12 protein-coding genes and 1 pseudogene are annotated in these 17,162 nt (G+C 46.7%); 1 reads left to right on the top strand and 12 read right to left on the bottom strand.

Going from position 1 to position 17,162, the window contains the following annotated elements:
* Positions 1–244 precede the first annotated feature (244 nt).
* The 5 genes and pseudogenes from MHI38_RS17445 to MHI38_RS17425 all read right to left on the bottom strand — a co-directional run bounded on the left by MHI38_RS17445 (position 245) and on the right by MHI38_RS17425 (position 6,665).
* Complete coding sequence (locus MHI38_RS17445) at positions 245–1,111, bottom strand: TIM barrel protein (protein WP_154984902.1); 867 nt, start codon at positions 1,109–1,111, stop codon at positions 245–247.
* Positions 1,112–1,220: 109 nt separating this feature from the next.
* Positions 1,221–3,029, bottom strand: coding sequence for a glycoside hydrolase family 35 protein (locus tag MHI38_RS17440; RefSeq protein WP_341181464.1), 1,809 nt, complete (start codon positions 3,027–3,029; stop codon positions 1,221–1,223).
* Position 3,030: 1 nt separating this feature from the next.
* Entirely contained in the window at positions 3,031–4,509 is a 1,479-nt protein-coding gene (locus tag MHI38_RS17435) for an alpha-L-fucosidase (protein ID WP_341181463.1), read from the bottom strand.
* A gap of 143 nt (positions 4,510–4,652) precedes the next feature.
* A complete protein-coding gene (locus MHI38_RS17430; protein WP_341181462.1) occupies positions 4,653–5,570 on the bottom strand; it encodes a copper homeostasis protein CutC in 918 nt (305 codons plus the stop codon).
* A gap of 75 nt (positions 5,571–5,645) precedes the next feature.
* Positions 5,646–6,665, bottom strand: a pseudogene (locus MHI38_RS17425) (sialidase family protein).
* Between the two features lie 591 nt (positions 6,666–7,256).
* Here MHI38_RS17425 and MHI38_RS17420 point away from each other — a divergent pair.
* Positions 7,257–8,135 carry a hypothetical protein gene (locus MHI38_RS17420; protein ID WP_341181461.1) on the top strand — a complete coding sequence of 293 codons (879 nt, stop codon included), beginning with the start codon at positions 7,257–7,259 and terminating at the stop codon, positions 8,133–8,135.
* 641 nt (positions 8,136–8,776) lie between these two features.
* Here MHI38_RS17420 and MHI38_RS17415 read toward each other — a convergent pair.
* The 7 genes from MHI38_RS17415 to MHI38_RS17385 form a co-directional block, all read right to left on the bottom strand.
* Positions 8,777–8,968, bottom strand: coding sequence for a hypothetical protein (locus MHI38_RS17415; protein ID WP_090924244.1), 192 nt, complete (start codon positions 8,966–8,968; stop codon positions 8,777–8,779).
* A gap of 270 nt (positions 8,969–9,238) precedes the next feature.
* The gene (locus MHI38_RS17410) at positions 9,239–12,046 is read right to left on the bottom strand and encodes a glycoside hydrolase family 3 C-terminal domain-containing protein (protein WP_445667238.1); all 2,808 of its coding nucleotides are present in this window, start codon (positions 12,044–12,046) and stop codon (positions 9,239–9,241) included.
* Between the two features lie 279 nt (positions 12,047–12,325).
* A complete protein-coding gene (locus MHI38_RS17405) occupies positions 12,326–13,414 on the bottom strand; it encodes a low temperature requirement protein A (RefSeq protein ID WP_341181459.1) in 1,089 nt (362 codons plus the stop codon).
* 105 nt (positions 13,415–13,519) lie between these two features.
* Positions 13,520–14,479: a VOC family protein gene (locus tag MHI38_RS17400; protein WP_154984860.1), complete on the bottom strand. Its 960-nt coding sequence runs from the start codon at positions 14,477–14,479 to the stop codon at positions 13,520–13,522.
* A gap of 178 nt (positions 14,480–14,657) precedes the next feature.
* On the bottom strand, positions 14,658–14,885 hold the full coding sequence (locus tag MHI38_RS17395; RefSeq protein ID WP_090924289.1) for a DUF896 domain-containing protein: 228 nt from the start codon (positions 14,883–14,885) through the stop codon (positions 14,658–14,660).
* Between the two features lie 348 nt (positions 14,886–15,233).
* On the bottom strand, positions 15,234–16,280 hold the full coding sequence (locus MHI38_RS17390) for an SPFH domain-containing protein (protein ID WP_154984859.1): 1,047 nt from the start codon (positions 16,278–16,280) through the stop codon (positions 15,234–15,236).
* A gap of 94 nt (positions 16,281–16,374) precedes the next feature.
* The gene (locus MHI38_RS17385; RefSeq protein ID WP_445667237.1) at positions 16,375–17,148 is read right to left on the bottom strand and encodes a TPM domain-containing protein; all 774 of its coding nucleotides are present in this window, start codon (positions 17,146–17,148) and stop codon (positions 16,375–16,377) included.
* Between the last annotated feature and the right edge of the window lie 14 nt (positions 17,149–17,162).

Raw genomic sequence — 17,162 nt, 5'->3', positions numbered from 1 at the left:
GTTCAGCTCGGCAGAGCCAGCTTTTATAAAAAGTTGTACAACCTTGAATCATTCATACTGATTACATTTCAATGTATTTCATCTGAGAGAGAACGGATAACGACGTCTTCTTTCATACAGCCTACTTTTTTACTAAACCTCCTGTATAGAAGACTCCCTACACTGCACCTCACAGCACTAAACCAATCGACACGGGATATCATAGGCGATCCCAGATCATAGCAAGGCGCATAACTACATATTGTCACGCCTCATCCCACAAACGTCGCACGTTATCCATTGCAATGCGCGAGGCGGTTCGGCAATCCTCCATGCCTTCGAATTCAACCGAGATATATCCCTCGTAACCGGACTGCTTCAGCACACGAAACACCTCTGGCATGTCGATATCACCATGGCCCACGATAGCACCACGCAGATAATTGCCATGGGAAGTCTGGAACCAGCCTTCGCCGGGATTCCGGGTGGAAGGACGCCAGTAGAAGTCTTTGGCGTGAACGATAGACGCGTGAGCAATGTTATTTTTCACCGCACTCACCGGATCTTCATCCACACAGAGGAAATTGCCGATATCCAGCGTCGTTTTGAAATTTCCCCGACCCGTCTCATGTAACAGCCGTTGAATCCGCTCACTCGATTGCACATAATATCCGTGGTTCTCTACACTTGTTGTAATGCCAAAGCCTGCGGCATAGTCGGCAATTCGCTGACAGGCTTTGACGAGTACGGGCAGGTCGGCTTCAAACTGCGCTACAGTCCCCTCCGGTGCAGGCCTGAAAGCCACATCGTGGCGCATCAGCTTCACACCCAGGGCAGCGGCGACATCCACGTGGCGCATAACACTCTGAATTTCTTCTTCCAAAGTCTCGGCATTCTCCTGAACCGCAAAATTTGCACCAATAGCATAGTTTGAAATGTCGATACCAACGTCCTGAGCCGTAGCTTTGATTTCCTCAATTAACGCTGGATTATCAATCAAACTGAAGCCCATCGGTACAATCTCCACATGCTGCCCGCCCTGCTCCGCAATCCACCGAACGGCATCCGGCACAGTCAGCTCCTTACGATCCAACGCTTGCTGCAAACTGTATGTGCTGAGTCCAACTTTCATCTTCCTCATCCTCTCCCTCTCCTGTGATGGGTGTCCATACCCAACGTATACCTTGTTCCAGTCCATAGAGCAATTGCCAATAATCGCATGGCTCACCGATTTTCCTTTTCTAGCCCAAATCCGGCTGATCCACGAACATGACGGCGGCATCTGCTGTCCCATGAAGCTCAAATATGATGATCTCGTTCTCCCCTAGACGGAGAAGAGGCGCAGGGACATACAACGTCTGTTGCGGGCCTTTATTCCAGTAGCGCCCCAGATTGAATCCGTTTACAAATGCAACCCCTTTTGTCCAGCCGTCCAGACGAAGAAAAGTATCCTTTATATCCAACACATCTTCAATATGAAGACTTCCTCGATAAAAAAATGGCTCCTCTGTTACTGTTCTTACGCTACTCTCAAGCTCAGACAGCACAGCGAAGGATAAACCCGAAAGATCGGTCATCGGCAAACAATGAATCGTCCAATCGTATAAAAACTGAAATCCATGCCGCACACCCTCCGTAATTCCCTTCGGATCTCTCAGGTACGGACCATAATTGATTCGCCCCATATTCTCAACGAGAATGAGCAACTCTGCGCCTTCCGCGGGTACTTCAAAGGATATCGCAGTCTCAGCTTTTCCACGTTCGAGAACACCCTGCAACAAACCATCTACAAACACCAGAGCCCGATCACGCACCTCCTGAACAACGAATTCCTGTCGTTCTCTTGGCCCGGATATCCGCGTCCGGTAGCTGATAAATCCGTAATCCTGTCCCAACTTCTCCATTGGCTCCGGATTTGTACGGTGCATTGGAACAGCCAGAGCATTCAGATGCTGAAGCAAACTAGCGTGTTGCACCATCTCGACCCTACCGTAAGCGGCTGTCCCCATAGGTTCTGGTAAAACCATATCTCCCAGTTCAGAGCTACGATCCTCTTTTTTAGAACCGCTATACCGCAAGAGCACCTCCCTCACCGCATAAAATTTCGCTGTTGGCTCACCCGATTCACTAAGCAGGGGGTCATAGTCGTAACTTGTGATGGTTGGTTCGTATTGATCCTTTTGCTGACAGTTCGCCCCATTATAAAATGCAAAATTCGTACCGCCATGGAACATGTAGAAGTTCACCGAGGCGCCCGCTTCTAACATTTCCTCCAGTACTTTAGCTACATCTTCTGCTTCCCGAGTGTGATGAGACTCGCCCCAGTGATCGAACCAGCCATTCCAAAACTCCATACACATCAGCGGTTCCTCTGCTTGATATTCACGTAGCTTGGCAAACGCACACTCGGTCCCAGACCCAAAATTAACTGTTGCCAAGTGTCCTGGCACGGAACCAGCCTGCAACATATGATCGGTTGGCCCATCCGAGGTAAACAGGAGTACATCCATGCCCCGCCTCACCATGCCATCTCGCAAATATTGCAGATAACTCGCATCGTTCCCGAAGCTGCCGTATTCATTTTCAATCTGCAATGCAATAACGGGGCCGCCAGAGGTGCTCAGAAGGGGTTTCAATTTGGGCAAAAGCACATCGTAATACCGATCCACGTACGCCAGAAACGCCGAATCACTGCAACGAAGACGCAGATTGTCATCTGCAAGCAGCCAGGACGGCAATCCGCCAAACTCCCACTCCGCACAGATGTAAGGACTTGGACGAACGATCACATGCATCCCTAAATCTCCCGCAAGTCGTACAAACTGTCCCACATCCGCCATGCCTTCAAAACAGTACTCTCCCGGCTGCGGTTCGTGCATATTCCATGGCACATAGGTTTCCACCGTGTTGAATCCGCAGGCCTTCAGCTTCAGCAGCCGATCTTCCCAATACTCGGGCACCACTCGAAAATAGTGAATCGCACCCGACAGAATTTGAAAAGGTTCTCCATCCAGCATGAATTGTGACCCCTGAACCGTCAGTACTACCATCTCATATGTCCTCCCGTTCACTGTAAAATAGGCTGAATCTAGATAACGTCGGGAACCATCTGGACTCCTGAATGGTTACTCGAACCCGGCGTGCAGTCACTTTTGGAAAACAGCAAATTCGTTTGTATCCAACCACCGTTCCGGCATAGATGTCCTGCCACCGACCATCCTCACCGCATACTTCCAGCGTGAATCGTTCGATCCGTTGCCCCGATTGGATGTGCTCCATCAGCATCACACGGTCGAAGGTCTTTTCTTCCGGCAAAAGCAATTCAATCCACGCCTGCTCTGTTCCTTCGCGTGGGCACCAATAAGCTTTTGGTTTGCGCTCTCCATACGGATTTAGCACTTGTGAAGCATCATGTGCTTCGTCCATCGTCTCCGAAGCCTTCGCCTGTGCGCCTTGCGCCAAGTCTTCACTGAACGTGGTACGAAGCACCGAACCTAACTCGTGCAAGCGCTGGACATCATTTTCATGAATCAGACCACGCTTGTCTGGCGGCAGGTTAAGCAAAAAACAGGCGTTGCCGCCCACGGCTCCGTAATAAATGGAAAGCAGTTCCTCCAGCGTTTTGACCTGATCGTCTTCACTTACATGATAAAACCAGCCTGGACGTATCGAAGTATTCACCTCGGCAGGATACCACACCAGCTGATCTGCATAATCACGGATAACGCTCCGACTCCCTAGATCACGGTCCTGTGTATTGATTTTCCTCGCAAACGCTCCATCATCCACCTGTTGCGACTGCTCCTGAATCTTCTCATTATCCTGCATATGCGCCGGCACAACGCTCCATTCCGATTCGCGCGTATGTCCTGCCTCATTGCCACACCAGCGTACGTCCGGACCACAAACCGAAATGACCGCTTCTGGCTGAAGCTCACGAATGAGCGCATAATAGGCGGACCAGTCATAGATCTGCCTTTTCCCATTAGGCCCTTCACCACAAGCTCCATCAAACCAGACACAGAAGATGTCACCGTAGTTCGTCAGCAGTTCGCGCAGTTGATGAAGAAAAAAGGCGTTATACCGCTCCGAATCCCCATAACATGCTTCATGGCGATCCCATGGAGAGAGATACACCCCAAATTTCAGCCCGGCGTCACGACAGGCATCCGCAACTTCTCGAACCAGATCCCCGGAGCCATTTCGCCATGGACTCGCTGCGACCGTATGATCTGTATAACGGCTGGGCCATAGACAGAATCCGTCATGATGTTTACATGTCAAAATTAGCCCTTTCATGCCTGCGTCCTTACATGCCTCCACCCATTGCTCTGCATGTAGTTCAGTAGGGTTAAAGATCGCCGGGTCCTCTTCCCCCGTTCCCCACTCCCGATCCGTAAATGTGTTCACCGTAAAATGAATAAAAGCATAAAACTCCATCTCCTGCCATCTCATCTGGCGCTCGGATGGGCTGACCTGTGCCGCCGTTTTAATCCAATCTGCTGGTACTGGTGAAAGCTTTGAGTTCACGGCTTCCCACTCCCTTATATGAAAAGTACATTTTGCTTTCGTCGCATTTATTGCTTTTATTACTCCTGATCTAGCTATTCGTCTGCTTCTATAACCACCGCCATGTCCGCTACATCCAGAACACACAACTGCCATTATCACTTCTACTGTTGCTGCAACTCCTGTACTGCATGAATCAACGCTGCTTTGGCCTGAACGACAAGCTGAGCATCTACAGGGTGAGCGAAACTGCCTCCACGCCGCACACCCGATCCCATATGAATCTCGGTGATTCCCGTTCGGCTCACGATGGTTGGAATCCCCTTAATCGTGACACCCGCCCCCGCCATGATCGATATGTTCAACGTCTGTCCTATCTCCTGCAACCGCTGTAATTCGAGCAAACCCTCAGGGGCAGTAGGTTTGCCTCCCGATGTAAGCACACGCCCAACGACACTTTCCTCGCTCTTACTCACACATGCACTCTTGCTCTCACCCTTGCTATTACTCTCACACTCACTCTTGTCCTTGCTGTTATTCTCGCTACTACTCCTGTCCTTACTTTCACTAACACTCTCACTCTTGGTTTTCATCTTCCTCTCATGCTCGAACCTGCCCTTACCCTCACTCCCACCATTGACGCTACCGATGCTTTCCAGTGCTCTCACCACATGTGCACTCGAATCGATGGCGCGATGAAACGTAACTCCCAGCCCCTGAGCGCTTAACAGACAAGTTTGTAAAAAGGAGCAATCTACTTCTCCCTCATTGGTGAGAGCTCCAATCACGATGCCTGCGGCACCAAGCTCCCGCGCCACACGTATGTCTTGGATTATCACTTGAAGATCATCAGCGCTATAGCAGAACGAGCGGCTATGTGGCCTTATCATGACATACACTGGAATCGACACCTTGGATACAACCTGTTCAATCTGCCCATAGCTTGGCGTAAGACCACCTTCGGACATAGCCGACACCAGCTCAATCCGATCGGCTCCCCCCTGCTCTGCCGCTAGGGCATCTGCTGTGTCTACCGCAATGACTTCCAAAGTCGGTTGTCTCTTAATGACTTGCCTATTCATCGGAACTCCTCCTCACAAGTAACCACGACAGAAAGGACCGATTAAACGCCTGATCAGCGTTTCTGCGGCCCTTGCTTATTCCCATGTATGAACGTTCAGTTTCCAGAACGCAATCCGATCTCTTTTCCACGTATAAGTAATATACAGACGCCCACCCTGAGATACGATGGCAGGATATGAATACTCTCCCGGCTCATCTTCAAGCACCCATTCATCTCCCCAGCTCGCACCATTGTCATTCGAAAAAGCAACCACCAGTGGTGTCCGGGGACTCTCTGTCGCATATCCGCTTACGGGATTGTAAACAAGCGCAAGCAAGCCACTCTCCAGGCGTGTGACATCAATTCCGCTATTGTTGTTTGGCAGTTCTGTCGGGTACGCTTCACACCATGTCCTGCCGCCATCCACCGAGTCACTGCGGAAAATCTTCCCCTCCGTACTACGGAGTAACATGTGTACATCAACCTCACTTGAAGTCCATAGAGTAGGCTGAATCAGACCTTTTGCAATCCAATGATCCGCCCCCACATAAACAGACAGGTTCATCGGCACAGGTTTACTTTTTGTCCATGTCTTGCCCTCATCGGTTGAAATATCAATAAAAGCTTCCCACACCTGTTTGCCCGGACTCTCCATATCCATTCGCTCAATAGAAGATGGAGCCAAAATGGTTCCATCCGTTAGCCGTACAGGTTTATTGCGCACCGGACCACGACCACCCACATCACCGGGAACCAACTCACGAGCCTCCGTCCATGTCTGCCCGCCATCCTCCGAGCGCATGATGCGAGTATGCCAGTCTGTAATTTCGTGTCCCACCTTGTAAAAGAGGACTAGTCAACTCCCATGTACATATAGCACCGGGTTCCAATGCGCAATACCTTCTTCATCCGCTACTTTGCGCGGCGCTGACCACAAGCCATCTCGCTCCTGAATAGCCATCCAGATCGCGGTGTCGCTGGATTTTTCATACGAGCCTGCGAACCAAGCTGCAATAACCACCCCACCTGGCAAAACAGTGACGGTTGACGCATGACTGCTCTGAAAATGCTGCCCTTCCTGAAAAACATACTGTTTCTCAGCCTTAATCTTCATGAGTTAGCCTCCTATAAAATGGAGTAATAAAGACGTTAGCTAGCGTTGATTCAGTTAAACGAGTCCAGGTTTCCATAGCTTCCATGAACTTCATGCTTTATTGGTTCTAATTGATTTTTACTTTTGCGATTCTCATCTCTTTTGTTATTTTTGTTATTTTTGTTATTAAATTTGTTATGAAATTATATATTCAGTCTAAAACGTTAGGTATTGAACGTCAATACTCTTATATGAGCTTCTTCGAAAATATCTTATACGGGGTCCAGCGCCCCTACCAGCTCAAACATGGTCTTTTGGAGGTCGTGGGAGAACAGTTTTTATTACGGGGTTGGTGCCCCTAAAAGAGCCACGTTCTCCCGGCTTCCCCCATCGTAAAACGACCACAAAAAAGGCCAACCAGTAATTACTGGCTAACCTGATAATACGAAAAAGAGTCTTACTACATAAACCACCACATAAAATTGTTGATTTTAATGTATTAAAATTTGGTAAAAAAGATAAGTGTAGAGAAATTAGGTATTTAAACCTATATAAATCGATTGAAATTATCTCTATAGTTAATATTATACAAAAAAGAGGAGGAAAAGGAATTTGAATACTAAAAAGTTTATTGCATCATTTCTTGTTGTAGCAATGGTAGGTACTTCTGGAAGTGCATTTGCTAGTCAATCTTTGGATAATCCCCAAAACAGGTCAGAAGCAGGGGGTGTGATACAAGTTAATTCAGTACCTCAGAATGAATATCAAGACTGGTCAACCAGCAACGAAGTGGTATTAGATAATCAGGTTATTGGAACTCGGACAACAAACTTTGATTATGATCGGGTAGTTAAAGGTGAAGCTACTACAGTTAAATTGATTACAACCACTACATATCAATTCAATGAAAAGGCTACTGAGCAGCAAAAGGAAGTACTTCAAAACTCCACTAATGTTTATGATGTTTATGTAGATGAAGACACTACAAGCTTAGCAGTTAATGGAGTTGAAGTTCCAGAAGAAATGTTAGACCAGGAAGTCTCTTTCGCGCCTTCTCTCAGTAACTCTGCATCTAATCAAATGGGGGTTTCGAGGGCGGCGGCTGCAACTGACAGAGGGGGCGTCCCTGCAGTTTCTCATTATTACGGAAATTACGAAACATATGCATTTGGTTCTTACAGTGGTATTTCCTTCTGGACATTTGGCCCCAAAGGTGATAATGTTCAAAAGCAAGGAATAGATATAGGGAATAAATATTTTATGCCGGCCAAAACTGCAATTGATAGTTTCGCGGCTAACCTTACTGAGACCAATCGAGCTACCTATGTCTTGGGTAGTGAATTAGGATTTGCTGTTGTAACCTTTTCAACAGTAATAGGAGCACTTGCTGCGGGGGGAGCTGCTGCAATCACAGCTGGTCAAATCTCCGACTATTGGAATGCAACACAAAACAATTTAACTGCAGCTTACAATTATATAAAGAAGATGTAAAAATCAAAAAAATGTTACAATAAAAATCAAAGGTCATATTTGTTTATGACCTTTGATTTTTTATCATATTTAAAGAATAATAAGGAAGGTGAAGTTTTGAAAATACTGTGTTTTGTATGGATTAGTTTTATATTACTTTTGTTACTGTATAGACTTATTTTTCAAAAGTTTAAAAAGCATAATAAAGAAAACATAGGACTATCTGCAATACTGATCATTTTCTTGACAAGTAGTTATAATATCATGCAGATTAACAATCTTTTATTTTATTTAATAATCGCTATCTCCATATATTTTGCTGTATTAAATAGCATTAATTATAGCAAAAGTGGGAATGAGCATAAGAAATTGTTTTAGAAAACCCCTTTGAAATTAAAACTGAAACTCCTCCATTAGCAGAGAAAAAGCTCACGAGCCATTGCCAAGGAGCTTGGTAGACCTCCTTCGACGATATGTCGTAGGTTAGAATGCACTACATCTTCCGACGCATGAGATTTGGTTGAGGATCTGGAGTTTGGATAATTTCTTCGTGTCGTTATTACCTGTTCCAATCTTCCACGTTCCTCAACCTTTGAGAAAAAATAAAGGGCTTTCAAAATTGCTTTTTTCTACCTACTTGTCCCATCGGAGACCACACCGTTTTACTTGTTACGCCGGGCTTTTGTCATGCGGTTGAACATAATTAAAGCCACAATAATCATGGCAAGCATCGCAATATTACTGGACACCTCTTGCGACAGTCCAAACAGCATACACACGTTAGTAACCAGACCTCGCACAATTAATGCAACGACAATCAGCAGAATCGGACTTAAATAATTGTATCTTTTCATCGTTTGCCACACCCCTGACCCCATTATTCTGTTTGACCACGATCCCGTAACTCGATCATAACAGCCTGTCTCTCTGGTGACAACAAAAGGACACCGCAAGCAGTGTCCTTTGTTATCATCTCTATCATTGTTACATCGCTACAATAGTTTTATTACTGCTTGGTTACCCTTCTTCTTTCAAAAACCCATCCCAAACAACAGCCAATTCGCATAAAACTTAATCTCTATTGAGCTTACAAAATTATTCCCCATCTACTTAACCTAACCAACCTACACCTGCTTGAATTCGATCCAATCGATCTGCAGTCCTGGTTTGGTAAAGTCGAGCTTGAGTTCATACACCCCTGCTTCCAGCTGCACTTTCACCAGCTTTTGTCTGATCCATTTGCCCTCTGTACCATTCGTTTGAATCGTCGTGGCGAGCTGATCATTGAGCAGCACATTACATGCACTTTGTGCCAGTTCAGGCTCAGGTGACATGATCTGCACAATAATCCGGTACTGGCCTGCTTCATCGACTTTCATATATACAGGCTCAGCTACTGCAGGTTTTACCTGTGCATTCTCAGCCAGCGACTGAGCGTCTGCCGCTGACAGGGACGTGTTCGCTTGGAATGAGGCCACGTTCTCTACAATCTCATGTTTGCGTGAGGATACCGGCGCGTTCATGATGAATTTGCAGATATTGATCGCGGAGCGTTGCAGCTCGCCGCGGGTCAAGGTTCCATTTTCGAGCGATTCAATCGTATTGTCATCCCAGCCGTTGATCTCTGCGCCATAGTTTGGCACAACCATGTAAAGGTCATTCTGAGCGCGAACCATCCAGTTCGTGAACTTGCGATCGGCTTCTCCGCCTTCAACCACATCGTTCATAATCGCCCACCAGTCCGTCATCACAATGCCGTCGAAGTTCCACTCTCCACGCAAAATCGTCGTGTTCAGATCGTAGTTGGACGCAGCCCAATGTCCGTTAATTGGATTGTAAGAGGTCATGATGGAGTTGGCTCCACCCTCTTTGACTGCAATCTCGAACCCTTTCAGATAAATTTCGCGTAACGCACGTTCGGATACAACAGCATCGACTTTGCTGCGGTGTTTCTCTTGATTATTGCAAGCAAAGTGTTTCAGTGTGGCGTTAGATCCGCCCTTCATAATACCTTTTGTACAAGCTGCGGCAAATACACCAGAAATCAGCGGATCTTCCGAGAAGTACTCGAAGTTTCGACCATTCAGCGGACTGCGGCGGATATTGAGTCCGGGTCCGAGTAAGGTGTCCACCTGATTGCGAAGCAGCTCTTGTCCTTCCATCACATACAGTTCTTCTACCAAGTCTGCATTCCACGTTGCCGCTAGCAGCGTTCCGATAGATACTTGTGTTGCTTTTTCTCCACTATCCATACGGATACCGGACGGGCCATCTGCCGTACAGGCAACAGGAATGCCATAGTTAAATAGGCTGTCACTCACACCGCCAAATGCCGATGCCGTTCCCGAAGTCACCAGCGGACTGCTCATGCCTTCGCCTCGTACAATTGCTGCCAGATCCTGATCGTTCAGTTGAGCTACAAAGGCCTCCAGACTCACTTTACCCGCCCTCACGTCACTCAGCTTGTAACCCTGATTTCCCGTTTGGTCCAACGTTTGGGGCATGTTCTGCGTAATACGGTCTGCGATAGACACTTTGCGCTTTGGCACATCTACATACGTCAGCTCATACGTTCCATCTGCCTTGCGAGTACCCGGTTTCATGCGTGTAAAATCTTCCGTTGGCGCCATCGCTTCCTGCAATTGCTCCACCAGTTGAACCGTGTCCACAACGTAGCCATCCTGGCCATCCACGCCAACATGCTCTACCTGCTTCACACTCGTACCCACATGCAGACGGTATGTTCCCGCTTCAAGCACATAAGCAGAAGCATACCCCGTTACACCCGCATCATCATATGAAGCCATGCGATTTACCGGGAAACGGATCGTTAACAGCTCGGAATCGCCGGGCTGCAATAGTCCTGTTTTGCCAAAAGCGGCAAGTGCTTTCACCGGTTGTCCCAGTTCCCCTTGCGGTGCTTCATAATACACCTGAACGACCTCTTTACCTGCATAGGTTGTACCGGAGTTGGTCACGTTCACACGAACCTCGATCAATGTCTCACCGTTCTCGGTCACCGTGCGAGCTTCCTCGATTTGTGTGGCAAAAGTGGTGTAAGACAAGCCATAACCGAACTCAAATTGTACTTTTTCAGGTCGAAACGTTTCGAAAAAACGATACCCCACATAAATATCTTCCTGGTACAGGTTCTTGAACTCATTTCCGTAGTTGCTTGTAGAAGGGTAATCTTCGATGGAATATGCAATCGTATCCGTCAGTTTACCGCTTGGTGTCACGTCTCCAACCAGTACGTCCGCAATCGCATTACCGCCTTCCATGCCACCGTGCCAGGAGTAAATCACACCTTGAATTGGATGTAGAACCGTTTCGTTCAGCCAACTCATATCCATAATATTGGAGACATTCAGTACCACGATGGTATGTTCAAAATGGTTCGTGACATGCTTCAGCATCGCCTTCTCATCGTCTGTCAGACGATAGCTTCCAGGTGCATCTGCATTATCCTGATCTTCCCCTGCGGTACGCCCAATGACCACAATGGCTTTGCTGGATTTACTTCTGGCTTGTGCGACCAGTTCGTCCGTGAGTGGCATTTCCTTCTGATTCCACGGCTCTGCCGCCCATACTTTGCCGCCATCGTCAAACGGATTTTCCTCGATCCATTTCTCATAAACCGCTGCCAGTTCTTCGTTAACGTTAATATTCTTCTTGCTACGCAATCCATCCAGCAGATTCGTGGTATATGCGACATGAACACTCCCGCCTGAACCTGTGCCGCTACGATAATAATTTACTTGAATCCGGCCAAAAACTGAAACGTTTTCGGAATGGCCAAGTGGAAGCACCTGTCCTTCATTTTTAAGCAAAACGGCTCCTTCGGCAGCTACTGTACGACTGAATTCTGCAAACCCTTCCAATGGAACACCAATTAGATTCGTACTCAAATGATTTCCCTCCTGAAATGTCATCTCCATATCTGTGTGAAACGGCTATTTATAAACAAGATTAGATCGTACTCCAATTCTCTGCGATGGAAAAAATAATCTAAAAATTACTCTTGCCCAAGCTAAGCTCATTTAAAAAATAGAACGAACTTCATGGATATGGCAGATTTACTTGTACCTAGTCCCATCTTAACAGATTGCGTACATGAAAATATATGAGAAATATTTATGTTCTTATAGCAAAAATGAAAGCCACGAACAAAGTCGTCCGTGGCTCTCGCTTCTTTTTTATATAAACGTAGATCATGTCGTCAGCTTCGCATATACCAGAAAGAACAACATATCCTCACCCATGATGACATATCCGGGAACGCGGTAGATTAGATCCACCACCACAAAGGCCACTAACAGCCCCACCATGACCACCATATGAGTCGGACGGAGACGGAGATGCGGATGTCTGTAGCGATGAAACACAAGAGTTGTCGACAGGAAATACAACAACACCGAGCCAAATACAAACGCAAGCATAAACTCATAACTCAGCAGGTTCTGGTACAGCAGTTGGATCGATGCAGCGATCATACTCAGGGAGATGTAGATAAATAGATGCCCGTAGATAATTGCCTGCCCGGCGGTTTGCATCTCTTTGCTCACTTTTTTCTCCACGTTATCGAAGTACTGCCACCACATGGCGATGACAAACAGGGACGTAAAGACGGCGAACAAGATTGATTTCAAATCCCATTGATCGGCCGACAATACCGCGATAATGCTGACAACGGATTCACCGAGCAGAATGAGCGTAAAAAGAGCGAAACGTTCCAGCAGATGATGGGTCTGCACAGGCACCTTCACCAGATTTTTACGGCCGAGTAGTGGCAAAATAATATCCACGGCAATCCCGGCATACAAAATTACGTAACGCACCCATGAATCAAAGAACAGGGAGCCCGATGAGATCACGATGCCAATGATAAACGAGATGCCCAGGAAACGGGCTGCCTGCTGCTGATGCTCGCTTTTCGATTTGTGGATCGTCAGGTACTGGATGGCGGTAAATGCTCTGGAACCAATGTAACCTACGAAGAAGGACAGATAATGTTCGTCAAAATGAGTGGACAGACTTGCCGTCATAATGAGAACCGACAGCAGTTGAAGGATGAGGAAAATCCGATGGCTCAGAATATCCTGACCATAACGGTTGATGAATAAGGTCTGGCCTACCCACGCCCACCATACCGGAATGAAGATTAACACAAACTTTAATAAATATTCCCATGTAATGACGCCGTGCTCGGCATGTAACAAGACATGGCCCGCTTTGGAGACTGCCGCGACGAAAAGCAAATCATAGAACAGCTCCAGCCAGGTGACCTTTTTCTCCATCATCCCTCAATGCTCCTTTTGGTTTAGTTTCATATTCGTTGAAACAAAGGTGTTCACACGCAAACTTCGAGGACAGAACAACCTTCCAATATCCTTTATCTCTCTACCTCACTCTGTTACAGCTGTGGCAGGAGTAAGTGTTCTAACTTGAATCGGCTGCAGATTATCCTCGATCTGAGTCCGGTATTGCTCAAACCACTCTGGCAGCATCAGTTTCTGTCCAAGTGCTTCGGCGGGTTCGTCTTTTGCAAAGCCTGGAGGATCGGTCGCAATCTCAAACAGGATGCCGCCAGCTTCTCTGAAGTAAATCGCGTTAAAATACTGGCGATCCCGTACCGGAGTCGGCTGGTAGCCATACCCGCGCACGGCTTCACTCCACTGCGCGTGCTGTGCATCATCGACTGCACGCCATGCGATATGGTGTACTGTTCCTGCGCCGCCCATACCAAGTGGCACGCGGGTAACAGGCACATCCACGATATTGCCAATGTCACCGATGGAACGGAAACGGGCATATTCTTCATTTTCGCCCACTTTCACAAATCCGAGAATACGCTCAAGCGCATCCATCGTACGCTGCGGATTCACACTGAACAGTACGGCTCCACCGAACCCTTTGATTGCATGTTCAGCAGGAATACCTTCCTGCACCCAAGTATTTGCCGCTCCTTCTTCCCGCTCAACAAGCTCCAGACGCAAGCCTTCGCTATCTTCGAATTGCAGCAATTCCTCATCAAAGCGGTTAGTGCGAGTTAATTCGATATTAAAACTTTCCAGACGATTTTGCCAGAAGTCCATAGAACCCGGTGGAATGACATATGAAGTGATGCCTACCTGACCGCCGCCAATCTGGCCTCGTGGTGAACCAGCCGCCGGGAAGAAGGTAATAATGGTTCCCGGACTGCCGTGCTCATCTCCGAAGTACAGATGGTATACATCCGGTGCATCGAAGTTTACTGTTTTTTTCACTAGACGAAGTCCCAGAACTCCGGCGTAAAAATCAACGTTAGCCTGCGGATCTCCAGCAAAAGCGGTAATGTGGTGGATGCCTGTCGTTTGAATATTCATGATTATTTCCTCCTTGGTTTGTATGCTTATTTATAGTGGAATTATATTATCTTTAAATTAAGATATATGGTCTGTGCTACTAGTTCCGGATTGAGACTAACATCCGTACGAGTAGCACAGTTTATCGTGAACTCCCGATCAGGGAACGTTTAGTGCCCCTCTGCTTCTGCAACAAAATCTATGGATTCTGTCTGGAAGCCTGCTCTTGTTTCAATTTATCTGGAGTCACGTCATCGCCGTTTGGATCGTAGATGGTGGCATTCAGCAAAATGTCGTTGACTGAACCACGGAAAGTCTGCAAATATTCCTGGCGAAGGCGAGTCTGTTCAGCCTGTTCCATCTCCGTCAATCCACCTGCTTTGGCTTTTCTCGCGAGTTCATTAATTCGCGTCAATGTTGGAATCATCATCTGGATCTCTCCTCCTGTTCAATCATTTGAAGATATTTATTTGAGTATATTCTTGTGTTAGTCTTACTGTCACTTTCATTCAAATTAAATGTCTTAATATAAAGATAATTGATTTTGTTTTGGTTGTCAACACTTTGTTTTTATGAAAAATCAAGCGGGTTTACTTCGCATTCAAACGTATCGCTCCTATATAATTAAAATCAATAAAAGGTTAGCTCTACGGATATGATCTCCTGTAGAACTAACCTTTTATTCGAAGTTATACTTAGCATATATTAGATAAGCTTAAGTTGAATTTGAATCTTAAGTATCCCGTTACATCGGGAATCCGGATTTGGCAAGCGATCAGGCCAGCTTTTGTCCGCAGTTCGGACAGAAGTTGGCTCCTTCATTTTTGGCACCACAGTTCGGACAGAAGTTTGGCTTTTTGCCATCCCCACCAGAAGACGAAGGCGCACCCGCATTATTATTCTGCTGTTGACTTTGATTCTGGTTGCTTTGGTTATTCCCTTGGTTATTTGAATTTTGATGATTGGAGTTCTGATTGTTCTGGTTCATGTTTTTCAGCATTTCATTCGCCATGTTCATACCCATCATCATACCTGCCATATCGGAAGCTGCACCGCCGCCCTGTACTTTACCGGAAGAGATCCCGTCGGTCATACTCACCTGCTGGTACTTTTGCAGATTGCCGATCATCTCGTGGGAGGCCGTTTTGGTGATCATATCCTGAATTTCCTGCGGATAGTTAAAGCTCATTACCTGGAAGCCGGTTATGCCAATCCCGATATCCATCATCTGCATATCCAGATCCTCTTGAATACCGCGTGCAATATCCGATGCATTCGCTTGTAGATTGAACATGTCCTTGCCCTCACGGCTAATCCACTTCATCAGTAGCTGATCCAGCACAGACGTGATGCGGATTTTGACATCCTCCACCAGGTAACTCTGTTTGATGCCTGCGATTTTATCAATCAGAGTCACATAGTCACTTACTTTGAAGTTAAACGTTCCATTCGCCCGAATCGGCATGCCGCCCGGAAGCTGTGGTGTTGGAATCAATACCGGACTCTGTGTGCCCCAGCGTACAGTGAACTCTTTTGTATTTACGAACAAAACTTCAACCCGCATACCGCTGTTGAATCCGAACTTGAATCCTTTTAGCGTGGACAGAAACGGAATAATCTCCGAGTCGATATTAAACGAACCTTCGTCCTCAAAAATCCCTTCCACCTTGCCGTTATTCAGGAAAATCGCATCCTGTCCCGAGCGGATAATCAGCTTACTGCCCTTTTTAATCTCTCGGTTGTTCCACTTCCAGAAGATCATATCATCTCTGAATTCTTCCCATTCCACTACGTTGGAGAACTGATTTCTGAAAAATCCCATGTTCGATCCCGTCCCTTCTATAGTAACCCTATCAAGCTTCATCTACGTTGTGCCATCATTCAATAAATGTTGACGATATGTCTGGTTATTGCGGTTAGAACGATCGGCTACTACCACTGTGCGAATGTCCACCTGCGGTCGTACCTCCACCACCGCCGCCTCCGCTGTTGTTATTGTTTTTCTCAATTTTGGTCTTCGTGACCGTTGTGCGAATATATCGATCCTGACGATCAATCACATGAGAGTTAGCCGAATCCTCATAAGTAGCGCGGTTGACCGTCACACGTCCGCCCGAACGATAGGTCATGACGCCAACGACAATACCACCAATCGCTACAGATGCGGCAAGCTGAAACCATGTTTTGAATAAAATATTATCCGGGTTCACTCCAGGCTTGAGATCCAGATATTCGTAAGACAGGTTCAGAAACTTTTCAAAAGCGATCCGATAATTGCCATCTGTCAATTCTGGGGCAATTTTGGCTGTAATTTTATCTGCCCGGCTGTTATCAACGTACTCTTCGCCTTTATAAAAACCCGCTACGTACAATTTCCGATTGTACATATCCAATGTCAGCATAACGGTGTTCCCGTGAGGTTTATCATATCCCGGTGCGCGGTTATCGTAGAATTCCTGAGTCAGCAGCATGTCACTCTTCTGTTCCTCATTGTTGGTAGTGTATATAATCAAGTCCGTCTGCCGCTCTGCTGAATACTGATTCGCCAGTGCATTTAATTCATTTCGATCCTGTTCACTTAGCAGATTGGCCTCATCGTAGATGAGGTTTTTGTTCTCCGCTGCGGATGCCGATGATAGAGGCAAGATCGGAGCGATCATGGTCACTAGGAGTACGATTAGCGCAGCCATCGCAGCTAAGGGTC

This window comes from Paenibacillus sp. FSL K6-1558, assembly GCF_038002565.1.
GTDB lineage: Bacteria > Bacillota > Bacilli > Paenibacillales > Paenibacillaceae > Paenibacillus > Paenibacillus polysaccharolyticus.
This window is presented reverse-complemented; position numbering and strand designations above follow the sequence as displayed.

What these genes read in the sequence shown, in the direction of transcription:
- MHI38_RS17445 (WP_154984902.1), bottom strand. Translation starts at nt 1,111, where the DNA reads ATGAAAGTTGGACTCAGCACATACAGTTTGCAGCAAGCGTTGGATCGT.
- MHI38_RS17440 (WP_341181464.1), bottom strand. Translation starts at nt 3,029, where the DNA reads ATGGTAGTACTGACGGTTCAGGGGTCACAATTCATGCTGGATGGAGAA.
- MHI38_RS17430 (WP_341181462.1), bottom strand. Translation starts at nt 5,570, where the DNA reads ATGAATAGGCAAGTCATTAAGAGACAACCGACTTTGGAAGTCATTGCG.
- MHI38_RS17415 (WP_090924244.1), bottom strand. Translation starts at nt 8,968, where the DNA reads ATGAAAAGATACAATTATTTAAGTCCGATTCTGCTGATTGTCGTTGCA.
- MHI38_RS17410 (WP_445667238.1), bottom strand. Translation starts at nt 12,046, where the DNA reads ATGACATTTCAGGAGGGAAATCATTTGAGTACGAATCTAATTGGTGTT.
- MHI38_RS17405 (WP_341181459.1), bottom strand. Translation starts at nt 13,414, where the DNA reads ATGATGGAGAAAAAGGTCACCTGGCTGGAGCTGTTCTATGATTTGCTT.
- MHI38_RS17400 (WP_154984860.1), bottom strand. Translation starts at nt 14,479, where the DNA reads ATGAATATTCAAACGACAGGCATCCACCACATTACCGCTTTTGCTGGA.
- MHI38_RS17395 (WP_090924289.1), bottom strand. Translation starts at nt 14,885, where the DNA reads ATGATTCCAACATTGACGCGAATTAATGAACTCGCGAGAAAAGCCAAA.
- MHI38_RS17390 (WP_154984859.1), bottom strand. Translation starts at nt 16,280, where the DNA reads ATGGGATTTTTCAGAAATCAGTTCTCCAACGTAGTGGAATGGGAAGAA.
- MHI38_RS17385 (WP_445667237.1), bottom strand. Translation starts at nt 17,148, where the DNA reads ATGGCTGCGCTAATCGTACTCCTAGTGACCATGATCGCTCCGATCTTG.